The sequence below is a fragment of the Streptomyces vinaceus genome (genome assembly GCF_008704935.1).
GTDB classification, from domain to species: Bacteria; Actinomycetota; Actinomycetes; order Streptomycetales; family Streptomycetaceae; genus Streptomyces; species Streptomyces vinaceus.
This window is the reverse complement of sequence record NZ_CP023692.1, coordinates 7,351,698-7,364,653: the sequence shown is the minus strand read 5'-3', so window position 1 is coordinate 7,364,653 and position 12,956 is coordinate 7,351,698. Positions and strand designations below refer to the sequence as shown.

The window sequence follows — 12,956 nt, the reverse complement described above, 5'->3', positions numbered from 1 at the left end:
GACGCGTCGCTGACCGCGTCGCCGGACGCGGAGCCCGACCACACCTGCCGGTCGGCTGTCAGAGCGGATGTGTGACGCTCTGGTCTACCCCGGGGACGGACAAGCAGTACGTGTCCTTGCCTTGCGGGGCGGCCACGCTGACGGTGCGGAACACGTCCTGGGGAACGGTGAAGTCGGCAACGCGCGAGGCCGGCATCGCCACCACGCCGACCTGCCTCTCCAGCACTGCGTTTCGCCCCTCCGTCGAGGAGGCCTTCACCCGGTAGAGCCCGACCGGCACGCGGGAGCCGGCCGGATATCCGTACAGAGCGATCCGGCGACTTCGCTCCCAGCCGTCCTCGGTGGCCGCCCCCGGTTGTCGGCTCAGGGGCTCCGCGTTGGCGGCCTTCACGTCACCGGAAACGGCCGTCAGGTCGAGCCGGCCGGACCTTCCGAGCGCCTCTCGGATGGAGCCGGAGGGAAGGAAGATCCAGTCGCCGCTCGTCAGCATGCCGCCGCCCCTTTCCGTGACCTCCATCTCGCGGCCGTCGAAGAGAGCGGCGTCCGACTGCTTGGAGACGGACTTGCTCACGCGCTTCAGAGGAGTGGTGTAGGTGCGCCCTCCGGCCTTCACCGTGACGGTGATCGGCCCGGTACCCGGAAAGCCGGACAGACAGAGGGCCGACCGAGATCCCAGGGCTACCGCCCGGGTGTCGGTCGTCTGCGACGACACCCAGACCGCGGGCCGCCCGCCGGAACCGTGGTGCCTGGTGGCCTCACAGTTGAAGGGAATGCCACCGACCCGCCCCTCAGCGAACGCATGGACGAGCTTCAGTGCCGGCGCCGAGGTTGCGGGTGCGGGTGCGGGTGCGGTGACGTCACGGCCGGCAGGAGGGGCCGCCGTGGTGCTGCGGGCCGTACCGCAGGCAGCAGAGGCGAGGAGGCACAGTGCCGCCAGACACAGCGGGAGTGGTTTTCCGGTCACTGGACAGTCAGCACCTCTCGGCTCGCGGGTGCACATCGCGTCGACCCGCACGATAACGACGTCTTCGAGCACGCATTCGCACGGCGCGCAGGGTCACACGACGACTCACCCGTGTGGAACACCCCTCAGCGGTGCACGAACGGCCCGGCAGCAGTCCAGCCCTTCGGCGGCGGCCGGCAGGGCAATGGCAGACTTCGGAGGTGAACGCCGATCTCTATCCCGAACTGGCAGCCGCGGGCAGCCTTGCCGCCGCGCTGGAACTACTGGCGGCCGACCTGGGTGCCGATCTCGCGGTGGTGCCCGGCGACTGGGGGGAACTCGTTTCGGCGGGCATCGCCGCGTCGGTCCCCGAGCGGAAGCCGCTGTCCGTGCACATCGGGGCCGACAGCCGTCGGTTCGGTGTCTCCGGCTGGAGCCAGGGGGTAGAACTCATCACCGGATCCACGCCCGACCTGGCGGATGTCGTCAGGTCGGGCGTGGCCTGGGGACAGGGCAGGAGCCTGCGGGAGCTGCGGGCGGCGCTGCCGTTTCTGCACTCCGACGAGCGCGCCGAGGCGCACGACCGCGGGCCGGTCGCGGTAGTGGAGCTGCAGTGGCGTTCGATGCGGAGACAGGCGGCCGAGGCACCGGATTTCCCTGAGTTCGGCGCCCTCGTAGAAGCGGCACACGCCGAACGGCGGCTGCGAGAGCTCTACGTGTTCTCCAGCCACTGGACGCTCGGCTTCAGCTCCTGCACCGGATTCCCGTTCCGCAACGAGGTCGCCATCGCCCCGTCGCACGGCGGCAGTCCGTTCCGCGTGCTGAAACATCCTCACTCCGACGTCATCGACGAGGCCGTCACAGCAGAAGAGGCCGTCGCCCTGGCGGTGGCCCGCCTCCCCGCCGGACTTGGCCCGGCGGTCACGGGTACCGCCGAAAGTAGGGGGTGACGCTGAGAGCTGGGCCGCTGCGCCGCTTCGAGTCCGGCGACCGCGTACCGCCGCAAGAGGCCGTCGTACGGGCGTTCTCGCGGGTGGTGCCACCGCAGCCCGCAGCCCGCAGCCGGCGGGGCACGGCGCGGAGCGATGGGCGAAGCGCGGCGGCGCCGCACCGGTTCGACATCGGTGCGGCGCCGCGTGCTTGCTCCGGTGGTCAGGGCTTGACGTTCACCCCGGCCCAGGCGGCGTCCACCGCCTTGGCCTCGGCACTGTTCGCGCCGTACAGGTCAGCGGCTGCCTTCAGCGTGCCCTCGCGGGCCCCGTGGTAGTCGGTGGTGGACGTGAAGTACGCGGTCAGCGCCTTGTACCAGATCTGAACCGCCTTGTCCCGGCCGATGCCGGTGACGGTCGAGCCGTCCACGGTCGGGCTGTCGTAGTGCACGCCGTTGATGTCCTTCGCGCCGCTGCCCTCGGACAGCAGGTAGAAGAAGTGGTTGGCGACGCCGGAGGAGTAGTGCACGTCGAGGTCGCCGACACCGGCGCTCCAGTAGTCGGCCGAGCCGCGGCCGTCCTTGCTCGGCTTGTCCTGGTAGCGCAGCGGCTTGCCGTTGCCGAAGATGTCGATCTTCTCGCCGAGCAGGTAGTCGCCCTTGTCCTGGGCGTTGTTCGCGTTCCACTCCACCGCGGTGCCGAAGATGTCCGAGGTGGCCTCGTTCAGGCCGCCGGACTCGCCGGAGTACTGGAGGTCCGCGGTGGCGGAGGTGACGCCGTGGCTGAACTCGTGGCCGGCCACGTCGAGCTGGGTGAGGGCGTGCTGGTTGCTCGCGCCGTCGCCATAGGTGATCGTGAAGGACTGGTCGTCCCAGAACGCGTTCTGGTAGGCGTTTCCGTAGTGGACACGGGAGACCGGAGCCCGCCCGTCGTTCTTGATGCCGTTGCGGTGCAGGACGTTCTTGTAGAAGTCCCACGTCTGGGCGGCGCCGTAGGCGGCGTCAACGGCGGCCGTCTGGTTGTTGGCGGGCAGGCCGTTCCCCCACTTGTTGTCCGCGTCGGTGAAGACCGTGCCCTTGCCGCTCGTCTTGTGCTTGAGGTCGACGGTGCTGGAGCCGCCGCGCACGCTGTCGACCAGGGAGTAACCCGTGGACGTCTTGGTGGTGTTGAGGGCGACGCTACCGCTGTACTGGCTGGCGCCGGTGCCGACCGCGGCGGCGGGCGCGGCGGCGCTGGGCTTCGCGGCCGTGGAACCGCTCTTCGCGGTGATGCCGCCGGCTATGTCGCGGATGAGCTGGGCCTCGTACAGCTTCTGGCCGGTGTTGGCGTCGGTGATGACGCGCAGCCGGCTCGGGGTGACGCCGTCGTGCTGGGTGCCCGTGACGACGGTCTCGTAGGCGAGGACGGGCTTGCCGTCGGCGGCCCAGATGACCTTGCGCGGGGCGTCGCCGGTGGCGGCGCCCTTGGTGTTCGCGGCCTCGGCAGCCTGGACCGCGGCGGAGTTGGCTGCGGTCGGGGCCAGCTTCGGGGTGACCGAGGCGACCTTGATGTCGGCCTCGGTGGCCTTGGTGACCGATGTGACGGCGCCGTCGGCGCTGCGGTGGACGACCAGGTCGCCGCCGAGGACGGGAAGGCCGGCGTAAGTGCGCTCGTAGCGGGTGTGGACCGTGCCGTCTGCGTCCTTGATGACGTCCTTGACGACCAGCTTCTCCTCGCCACCGAGTCCGAGGGACGCGGCAGTGGCCGCAGCGGAGTTGACTTCGCCGGGCGCCGGGACGGCTCCCGCTGACGCCGCGGAAGTGCCGGCGGCGAGGAGGGTGCCGGTGAGGACGGCTGCGCCGGACACGAGGGCCAGCCGGCGCGCCCTGCCGCTGGCGGGTGTGATCGAGAACATGCGGATTCTCCAGAGAGTCGTGGGGAGTTGGACGGGATCGCCGTCCACCTCTGCAAGGAGGAATGCCTTGATGAGCAGCGAGACTCTCAAGAGGCCGTGGACATGTCACGGGGCGTAAATGGCGGTTCGGCCGCTCATGTCGGATTCGCCGCCCACCTCTTCACGGGAAGAACAAGATCTCGATACGTGCCGACACAGATGGCACAGGTATTCGCAACACGCCCGTAAAGAACTGTCGCGGAGTGAACGGCAATTGATGCTCATTCACCGACTCTCGGCAGCGGCGATCGAGCGCACCGCCCCCTCGCGGCGGGGGTGGCTCCATGACCGCCGAGGACCGCCGAGGACCGCCGCCAGGATGGCGCGGCAACGCCGCTCGCACGCTGGCCGCACGCGCCGACAGGATGCGGCCCATGGTCCCCGTACTCGTATCGCGTCGCGACGTAGACCTGCTACGTGTGTCGACCATGCTGTTTCGGGCCGACATCCCCCGTGCGCACGGCTGTTGATCCGCTGATCCGCCGCTCCTGACGAGGCGCTCCCACGCCGACTGGCGGCGCATGTCCCACCCAAGAGCGCAGATCGTCGTCAACCAGGTGCCGGATCGCTCCGATCCGCGGCAGCTGCGGGTCTTCGACCACGACGCCGACCGCGTTGTCACTCCGGATCGTTACGGGTTGGCGGCCCGGGATGTGCATGCGTGACTGGGTGCCGAAGGTGCTCGGCCGTCTGGCGCGCCGTCCACCGCCCCTTGCGTTCACCGCTCTCAGCAGCGGGACCCACAGGAAGACCCAACCGAAGGCGGCCATGAAAACCCACTTCTTACGCACCGTGAAGCTCTTGACGGCCCCCGCTCTCGCCCTCGTCGTCATCACGCCGGTACTCGGTCTCGCCGCGAGCCCCGCAGCCGCCGCGACCGCGGCCGATACGTATACCTTCACCAACGCGGACGGCACCCTCAATGCGACGGGCAACAACGACGGGAACCAGATCTCCGTCACCCCCGACGGAACCAACTACCCGAACTGGCGCCTGATCAAGCTCGCGAACCCCGGCCAGTTCAACATCGCCAACACCGCATCCGGAAAATGCATCTACGCCTCCCAGCCCGCCCAGCAGCAGTCCTGCGGCAAGGAAGGCGAGCAGTGGCACTTCCGCCCCGTCGACGGCAAGCCCAACAGGTTCGGGATCGTCCGCCGCGACAACTCCAGCGGCACCGAGTACTGCATGGACAACCGGGGCGGCCTCCACCTGTGGGGGATCCTCGCCCAGCCCAACCCCTGCAACGGCAGCGCGAGCCAGGAATGGACGGTCCCCGCGTCGAAGGCCGCCGAAGCGCGAAGCCTCGCGCTCGACTACTACGCGGACCTGTGTTCCAAGAACACGTCGACCTGCTCGTGGACCGAGAAGTCCGAGGGACAGCCCGAGGTCCTGCCCCGCCGGATCGCCTCGTCCGTCTGGTACAACGGCACCGACAGCACGATGAAGCAGATCTTCACGACGATCTACCACTCCGGTTGGGAACAGTCGTACTCGGCCGGCGTCTCCACCTCCGTCGGGGTCTCCGTGCAGGTCCAGGCCATGATCTCCAGCCAGTTGTCCGTGACGCAGACGTACTCCTCGGACGAGACGACGGTCAACGGCATCACCGTGGAGGTCCCGGCGAAGAACTACGCCTGGGTCGACTTCGCGGCCGTCGGCAAGAAGGTCACGGGTACCTGGACCTTCGACACCGACAACCAGCCGTGGACCACGGATGCGACCGTCACCGTCCCCGTCGTCAACTCGACGGCCGGTTCGACGATGTACATCGCCCGCACCAGCGCCAGTACGCCGGACAGCGGTGCGGCAGCCAAGCCATAGGTCCTGGCCGAGACCGAGAACGCCGGCGTCGTGTAGCTCGCGTGCGGCATCAGCATCCGGGCAGCGCAGTGACTGCGGTGACGGTGTCCCGGATCCTCAGGCCGCCGGGAGCGAAGACGGACTCGGCAGCCGAAAGGCGCCGGCTGCTCTCGTTGTATTCCGGTCAGGATCGCCAGGGCCGTGCCGACCTCTCGCGAGACAACGGTCCCGACAATGGGACGAGGCGGTCTCTTCCTTCACCGGCGCGGGCGCATCCCTGCGCATCACCGAGACGAAGTCGTCGGACGGCGTCTTATGGGGCGGCAGCGTCCGATGCAGTGTCTTTTTGTCTCTGTGCGCCGCTGCGCGCTCATGCGCGTGGGGAGAGCTGTTCGCGTACCCAGGCGGCATCGGGGTTGGTGTGTGGCCGGCCCGCCACGACGACGGTGGGCACGGTCTCGTTGCCGTGGTTGGCAGCCCTCACCTCCGCCGCTCCTGCCTCATCGCGCCAGATGTCGACCCAGTGCAACTGGCGTGCGCTGCGGCCCAGCCGCAGGCGCAGCCGCACGCAGTACTTGCAGCCCGGGCGCCAGAAGACGACCGGTCGACCGTCGACCGCGCTACGGCGCTCTGCCTCTCGCGCCCCGATCGATCTCGGGAAGATCAGAGGTGAGTGCACGCCGGCGAGCGCCAGGAAGGGCAGCAGGAGCGCTGCGGCTGTACCGGGTCCCTCCTCGAAGTAGAGCCCGGTCGCGACCGCTGAGCCGCAGAGTACGAACAGCATCGGCAAGATCCAAACGCGCATCATGACGACGCAGGCTATCGATGGGTCGAATGGGTCTCCCACCCGGCCCTTCCTGGCGATCAACCGGTAGGGCGCCTTCGCCGTCGTCTCCGCGTGGAACGTCGGGCCGTCCCCCTCGCTTCGTCGTGGTCGTGAACGTCGGGGCCCCACCCGGTGCACCCACTGAACGGCCCCAATGTTCAGCGCGGAGGCTGGAGTTCGTGCAGGCCGTCGTCGGAGATTGCGAGCAGTGCGGCGCGCGCGGCGGCACACAACTCGTCGTCCTCCGGTACGGAACGCCATGTCCCGTGCGGGACGGACCGCTCGTCGGCGTCCAGGAACGCCTTCAGGACGGGCTCGGCGGGGGCCGCGGGCGCGCCTATCTCGGCCAGGAGTTTCACCGTCTCAGTGATCGCCCGGTAGGCGCCGCCACGCTCAGCGAACGGCGCGATGGCCCGTACGAGGACGGGGACGACCTCGTCGGCCCGTCCGGTGATCTTCCACAGCGCTTCGGCGACGCGGAGCGGCAGCCAGCCTTCTTCGTGTACGGGGAGGAGTTCGCGCAACCGCGCTGCATACGGGGCCCCCGCTGACCCCAACTCCCCCAGCAACGTTGCGGGGTTGCCCTGACCATACGGCTCGCCCAGCTTCGGAAGCAGCAGTTCGAGCGCGGGCTCCCGGTCCTCGGTCAGCCTCCCGTAGGCGAGCGCCAGGCAGCGCGGCGCGAACGGCTGGCCCTCGGGCGGGGCGTCGAGCAGGGCACGCAGCCGGCTCTCTGGCACAGCCTCGGCCGCGACCGGCCCGATGGCCGCGAGGGCGTCCAGAGCCCACACCGCGGCGTCGGTGTCCAGGAGGTCGATCAGCTCGGGGATCGCGGGGGCCGCTGCCGCGCCCCATGACTCCAGCAGCTGGCAGAGTGCTCGACGCTCGTCGAGGGTGGGGGCGGCGGAGAGCCGGGCCCGCAACGGGGGCAGCAGCACGTCGGCGTGGGCTCCGAGCCCTGCGCCGACCTCGGTCAGGCTCAGCTCGTACGTCCCCCAGCCGTCGGCGTGGACCGAGTGGTACGAGAATCCGAGCCGCTCGCCCGCGAGGCGGCGTGCGAGCGGCGGTACGCACCGCGCGTCGCCGAGCCTTGACAGCGCCCAGACCGCGTGGGACTGGGCGGGCAGGTACGGCTCGCCCTCGTCCGTCACCATGGCCGCCAGCGTGTCGGCCCAAGGGCGGGCAGCGTACCCGCACATGCCGAGGACCCGGGCGGCGAAGAGCCGGTTGTCGGGCTCGGCGTCGGACAGCAGGCGGGCCACCTCCGGGAGCAGCTCGGTCACGGCGGAGCGCCGACGGCTGAGCATGTCGGCGGCCGCCTCCAGTGCGCCCGCGCGTACCAAGGGGTGCACATGAGTGAGCAGCCTCCGGATCGCTTCGGCCCGGCTCGCGCCGTCTCCTCCCAGTAGACCGATCGCCCAGACGACCGTCGCCTTGCGTGCGCCGCCGCCCGGCTTCCAGGTGGCCGGTTCGCTGCCGAACAGCACCTCGGACACCGTCCGCGCGTACGCGCTGTCGTCCTCCCCCGGCAGCGCGCGGCGCAGGGCCCGCACGGCAGCGAGACGGGTGGCAGGCTCGGCGCCCTGCATGAGCTGCCGTAGCCAGTCGAGGGAGTCCTCGCACGGTGGGTCGGCGTGGGGTACCAGCGAGCCGACCCCATCGATGAGCTGGGTCCGCGACTCCTGGTCCGGCTCCACGAGCCACCGCGCCCGCAGCGCCGCGATCACCTCGTCGGCCCGGTGACGGGCCTCGGCGAGGGCGTCCGCGGCGGCGATGCGGCTCGTGGGCGCCGGATCGTGGAGCACCGGCAGCAGATCCGATACCGCCTGATCCCAGACGGCGGGCCAGGCATCGGTGACGAAGCGGGGATCCGCGGTGTTCGCCGTGTAGGCCAAGGAACCGCCGAGCTCCAGGAGTTCGCGGCGGACGGCCGGGGCGATGGCCGGATCGGCCGCGGCCCGGAGCACGTACGGAAGTGCGGCCGGCGCCGCGGAGCAGACCGCGCCGCCTTGGTGGTAGACGTGGACGAGCAGGTCATCGGCGGCATCGGCGGCCTTCTCGGACCGGTACAGATCTCGCAGCATGCCGGGCACGTCCTCGGCCGTACCGTAGGCGTGCTCCAGCTCCGCCCAGTCGATGTCGTCGATCCCCGCCAGGGCGTCGCTCATCGGTACCCCTCCTCCACCTGCTTCGCGGCCGCAATACCGCCTTCGCAGTCCGGGCACGTCCCCTCGGCCGCAAAGATACGCCCACCGCCGTGGCCCCTTCGTGCCCCGACGCCGTCGCCCTGCGGTGCAGGTGCGCGGGCAGCGCCGTGCACGGGCCGACCTCGGCATCCACTGCGTGAGCCCTTTGGCGCGGAGGCCCGGCGCACGCACGGACTCCCACTGTCGTCCCCGCATGCGAGGGTTGGCCACGTAGCCGACCTGGAGAGCAGATGACAGCCACCGCCTTGGAACGACTGAAGGAACTGCTCGGCGAGCCGGCCTGCTGGGGCTGGGCACGGCCCCGCCTGTGGGAGGCCGCCGAGGGACACCTCGGTGTCCCGCTCCCCGCCGGCTACAAGGCGTTCCTCGATCTGTACGGCCCCGGCGCCTTCGACGGGTTCCTCCACATGGACCGGCCCGTGGACGGCACGGCCGCCGAGCTGGAGCGGCTGTGGCCCACGTCCGGACCCAAGTCGCACCTCGACGATCCTGATCGCTACCCGTTCCCGTTCCACCCCCAGCCCGGCGGCCTCATCGAATGGGGCGGAGAAGAAGACGGCGCCGTCTACTACTTCCTTCCCGAAGAGCCGGACCCGGCCGACTGGCGCATGGTCGTCGAGACGGATGAAGGCGAGTGGCAAGAGGCTCCCGGCCCCGTCACAGAGTTCCTCCTCAATCTCGCCGGACGCCCCCACCGCCCCGGGCCCGCCCACCGGTACCGCCAAACCCCCACCCCCTGAACGACTTCGGCCGGAGCCGCCTGCCGCAGGGGCTGCAGCGGCGGGACCGACGGGGCTGAAGCCCGCGACTGCGTTCACGGACGCGGCGCGGGTGGCCGTGACCGGCCGGGCGGCACTCCCCGCCCGGAAACCCGGCGACGCCGTCGAGCACGATCCACTCGAACTCCGCCAGCGCGCCCGGCAACCCGACCCGCCGTCGCCCGCCCCGTGGACCGCAGCCACACCGACGGCCGCCCGGCACTATCCCGAAAGCACCCCATCTCAAGGAGACCCATGGGCACCTGGGACATCGGCCCCGTCAACGACGACACCACCGCGGATTTCCACGCCTGCCTCGACGCGACCGCCGAGGCCGACAGGCCCGGCCTCGTACGGGACGCGCTCGTCCGCGTCCTCGGCTCCGACGACCCCTCCGGCCGGCACGTGGTGGTCGAAGCGGTGGCTGCCGCAGCCCTCGTTGCCGCCCAGTACCCCGGCGGACGGCCGGTCACCAGCCCGTACGGACCCGACCTGCCCGTCCCCGCGCTGCCGGTCGGCCTACGAGAGCTCGCCGTCCTCGCCCTGGACCGGGTCGACGCCAAAGCCTCCGAGGCCTCCTTGCTACGCGAGCCCTGGGCGACGACCGACAGGTACCTCCAGTGGCGCCGCCGCCTGTATCTCCTGCGCAGGGTCCTTGCCTTCCCCACACCCCAACCCGTGACCCGCTCCTGGGCCAGGATCGACGGCTGGATGCAGCGACATGCGCCCGCCTCGTACGCACTGCTCGCCCCGCCCGCCGACCCCGCCGAAGTCGAGGCTGCTCAGGAGGCGATGGGCGTGCGCTTCCCCGCCGACCTCCTGCACTCGCTGGCCTGCCACGACGGACTCACCGAGTGGGCCAACGTGGTCCCCGATCAGCCTCCCATGTCCGTCGCGGGGATCCTCGACCACTGGCAGATGTGCGTCGAGATCGCCGCGGAAGAATCCGATCCGAGCGGACCTCACGGGCACGAGGAACCCTGGTGGCACCCGCAGTGGATCCCGTGGGCGCAGAGCGACGGCGACTCCCAGATCATCGACATGCGCGAAGGGCCAGGCCAAGGCCGCCTCGGCAGTACAGCACACGACGACAGGGCCCACTTCGACGACGGCTGGCCCTCGCTGGCCGTATACCTGACCGCCGTGGCCGACGCACTCGACAACGGCGGGAACGTGGACGGCGACACGCCCTACCTCACCACAGGAGGAGAGCTGTGGTGGACCTCCACCGGCCGAACCGAACTGAACGGCTCCCCTCTCACCGTTGCCCCACGCACGGAAACGGAAACGGACACCGCCCCGCCCCAGTGATCGTCCGGTCGTCCGGGAACGGGCCCGTGGCAGCGATTGTCGTCACTGATCTCCGACGAACGTCACTGCCGGGAAGGTCGGGGACGGACCGTCGAGCAAGTGCCCCCGACGGTGGCGCAGGTGCTCGTCGAAGAAGGCCAGCGGGTACGCCTGCTGTATCTTCACCGCCTGGGCGGGATCGAGGGTGCCGATCACGTCCTGGAGCTGCTGTCCGCTCCATCCGAGCACCTTCGCCACCTGCGGGAACAGTGCCTCGTTGTCGCCGTACGAGACGTGGGCGGCGCCCTGGGCCTGTACGTTCAGCCGCCAGCCTCGCAGGTGCGACCAGAACGCGGCGGCCTCGGGATCCGTGGCGCGGGTGAAGACGGCGGACATCATCATGAACGGCCGGTCCAGGTCTCCGGCCAGCGGCGGGTTCATCTGCATCGGGGCGTCGAGGCTCAGACCGGCCCGGATGCGCTCGTCCGCGAGCGTGGCGCAGGCGGTGGCCGTCCCGCCCTTCGACCAGCCGAACGCGCCCATGCACCGCGGGTCGAGCGAGCCGAGCAGCCCGGCCGGCAGCTCCTTGTGGTCGACATCGGGATTGCATCCGGCGGCGAGCTGCTCGACGCAGTCGAGGACGAAGCGCAGGTCGGCCGCGAAGTCCCCGGGCAGCGTCGGCGCCTGCGGGTCGCGGCGCGGGACGGCGATCCGGCCGTCGGGGTACTCGGTGTACGTGTCGTACTGGTGAGCCACTGTCACCACGGCGTATCCGTGGCTGGCGAGCTCCTGGACGACGACGGTGTGGTCGCCCTGGTGGCTGTGCGCGCCGTGCGAGAACACGATGACGGGCAGCCGTCGGCTCGCGCGCAGCACCGGAGCGCCCACGTGGGCGGCAGTGAGCGGCCCCAGAGGGGCCAGATCGCTGAGCCCGACGTCGGCGAGGAACGCCTGGAACGCGCCGACCGACATCCAAGGCGCCACCGGGTACCGCTGGACGTCCCGGGCGGGATACCAGACGGTGGTCATCAGCTCGCGGAAATGCCCCGGGCCCGCGAGGGCGTCCGGACGGGACCGGTCAACGAGATGCAGTTGAACCGTGCCCACCAGATGCGGCCCGGTCGGCTCCGGCAACGTGAGCCGCGCCGCGGCGGGAACGGCCCCGGCCGGGGCCCCCGGAGCGGCCCACGCGGGGCCGGCAGCGGCGGCAAGCGGCACGGCGGCACCGGCGGCCATCACGGCTCTCATCATGCTGCGGCGCGTCATGCCCCTCCGGCTGATGAACGGCGTGGTGATCACGAGCTCTCCTCCCATGACGGATCGTCAACCGTGCCGCGACGGACAGTCCGTGGGCACGGAGAAACGCTGTCACGCGGGCCCACCGCGGAGCATCCGCCCGCGGGATTAGCCCCCGGGGCGGATGCGGTCAGCGGTGCCGCCGGTGTGAAGGGCCTGATCAGCTTTGCCGCCTCATAGCCACGCCCTTTACGTGCCCGAGCCGTCGCGGTTATCTGGAAGGCACACGTACGAGCACGGGGGCGGGCATGGCGGGCTGGCAGGGCGGATGGGCGCGCGGCCTCTGGCGGACCGCAGCGGCGTCGGCCGCCCCGCCGCTGGCCGCAGCCCTGGCGTTCGAGGTGGCCTGGGAGTCGGCGTACGGGTCGCTGGCCACCTGGGGATTCCTCCTCGGCGGGCTGCTGCTCCCGCTGGTCCTGCTCGGCTGGCACGCCGCCCTCGCCACGCGCCGCGGAGCCTCGCTGATCGCGCTGTCCGCCCTGCCTGCCGGCCTCGGCGCCATCCTGGCACTCGCGTCCGTGGGGCACAGCGCGCTGGAGGACCGGGGCGTCGAGATCAGCTGCATCGTGCTGAAGGTCACCGAGCACACCGAGACGGAATCCTCCACGGACGCCCAGGGCCACTGGACCTCCACGACCCGGACCTCGTACGACCACCGCCTGGACTGCCCACCGGGCGGCCCGGAGCACATGGACAGCCCCTCGCGGCTCGCGAAGCAGGGCGAGTCCCTGGCCGTGGTGCACGACCCGCAGGGCAAAGTCTCCCCACGGGCCGCCGGGGACGTCCACGGCTGGGGCCTGCGCACGGCAGCCGAGGTGGCGATCGGGGCGGCGGTCCTCCTCGGACTGGCCGGTGGGATCCGGGAAGCGTACGAGAAGCGGCGCCGCAGGCCAAGGCTGCCGACAGGGCCGTGACACCCCCGCTCGCCGGCGGGACTACCCCAGCGTTCGACCGCACCCAGCCGTCGGGCC

General features: G+C 70.8%; 10 protein-coding genes. 5 read left to right on the top strand and 5 right to left on the bottom strand.

The annotated features are described in order from the left end of the window. Positions 1-58 precede the first annotated feature (58 nt). Positions 59-1,036, bottom strand: a complete 978-nt coding sequence (locus CP980_RS33245) for a hypothetical protein (RefSeq protein ID WP_150529875.1) — start codon at positions 1,034-1,036, stop codon at positions 59-61. 128 nt (positions 1,037-1,164) lie between these two features. Here CP980_RS33245 and CP980_RS33240 point away from each other — a divergent pair, with 128 nt between their 5' ends. After that, the gene (locus CP980_RS33240) at positions 1,165-1,893 is read left to right on the top strand and encodes a DUF6193 family natural product biosynthesis protein (RefSeq protein ID WP_150529874.1); all 729 of its coding nucleotides are present in this window, start codon (positions 1,165-1,167) and stop codon (positions 1,891-1,893) included. 202 nt (positions 1,894-2,095) lie between these two features. Here CP980_RS33240 and CP980_RS33235 read toward each other — a convergent pair whose 3' ends face one another. After that, complete coding sequence (locus tag CP980_RS33235) at positions 2,096-3,766, bottom strand: M4 family metallopeptidase (RefSeq protein ID WP_150529873.1); 1,671 nt, start codon at positions 3,764-3,766, stop codon at positions 2,096-2,098. An 831-nt stretch (positions 3,767-4,597) separates the two neighbouring features. On the opposite strand from CP980_RS33235, the gene CP980_RS33230 reads away from it, so the two are divergent. Continuing rightward, complete coding sequence (locus CP980_RS33230; RefSeq protein ID WP_150529872.1) at positions 4,598-5,629, top strand: RICIN domain-containing protein; 1,032 nt, start codon at positions 4,598-4,600, stop codon at positions 5,627-5,629. Positions 5,630-5,978: 349 nt separating this feature from the next. Here CP980_RS33230 and CP980_RS33225 read toward each other — a convergent pair whose 3' ends face one another. Both CP980_RS33225 and CP980_RS33220 read right to left on the bottom strand, forming a co-directional pair. Continuing rightward, a complete protein-coding gene (locus CP980_RS33225) occupies positions 5,979-6,416 on the bottom strand; it encodes a glutaredoxin domain-containing protein (protein WP_150530455.1) in 438 nt (145 codons plus the stop codon). Between the two features lie 176 nt (positions 6,417-6,592). Beyond that, positions 6,593-8,602, bottom strand: a complete 2,010-nt coding sequence (locus tag CP980_RS33220; protein ID WP_150529871.1) for a hypothetical protein — start codon at positions 8,600-8,602, stop codon at positions 6,593-6,595. Positions 8,603-8,871: 269 nt separating this feature from the next. Between CP980_RS33220 and CP980_RS33215 the strand changes: the two genes are divergently transcribed. Then, positions 8,872-9,381 carry an SMI1/KNR4 family protein gene (locus CP980_RS33215; RefSeq protein ID WP_150529870.1) on the top strand — a complete coding sequence of 170 codons (510 nt, stop codon included), beginning with the start codon at positions 8,872-8,874 and terminating at the stop codon, positions 9,379-9,381. A 273-nt stretch (positions 9,382-9,654) separates the two neighbouring features. After that, the gene (locus tag CP980_RS36605) at positions 9,655-10,710 is read left to right on the top strand and encodes a DUF4259 domain-containing protein (protein ID WP_150529869.1); all 1,056 of its coding nucleotides are present in this window, start codon (positions 9,655-9,657) and stop codon (positions 10,708-10,710) included. Between the two features lie 42 nt (positions 10,711-10,752). Here CP980_RS36605 and CP980_RS33205 read toward each other — a convergent pair whose 3' ends face one another. After that, positions 10,753-11,988 carry an alpha/beta hydrolase family protein gene (locus CP980_RS33205; RefSeq protein ID WP_150529868.1) on the bottom strand — a complete coding sequence of 412 codons (1,236 nt, stop codon included), beginning with the start codon at positions 11,986-11,988 and terminating at the stop codon, positions 10,753-10,755. 245 nt (positions 11,989-12,233) lie between these two features. On the opposite strand from CP980_RS33205, the gene CP980_RS33200 reads away from it, so the two are divergent. Then, positions 12,234-12,899 (top strand): hypothetical protein, encoded by a 666-nt coding sequence (locus tag CP980_RS33200; protein WP_150529867.1) that lies wholly within the window; start codon positions 12,234-12,236, stop codon positions 12,897-12,899. Positions 12,900-12,956: the final 57 nt, after the last annotated feature.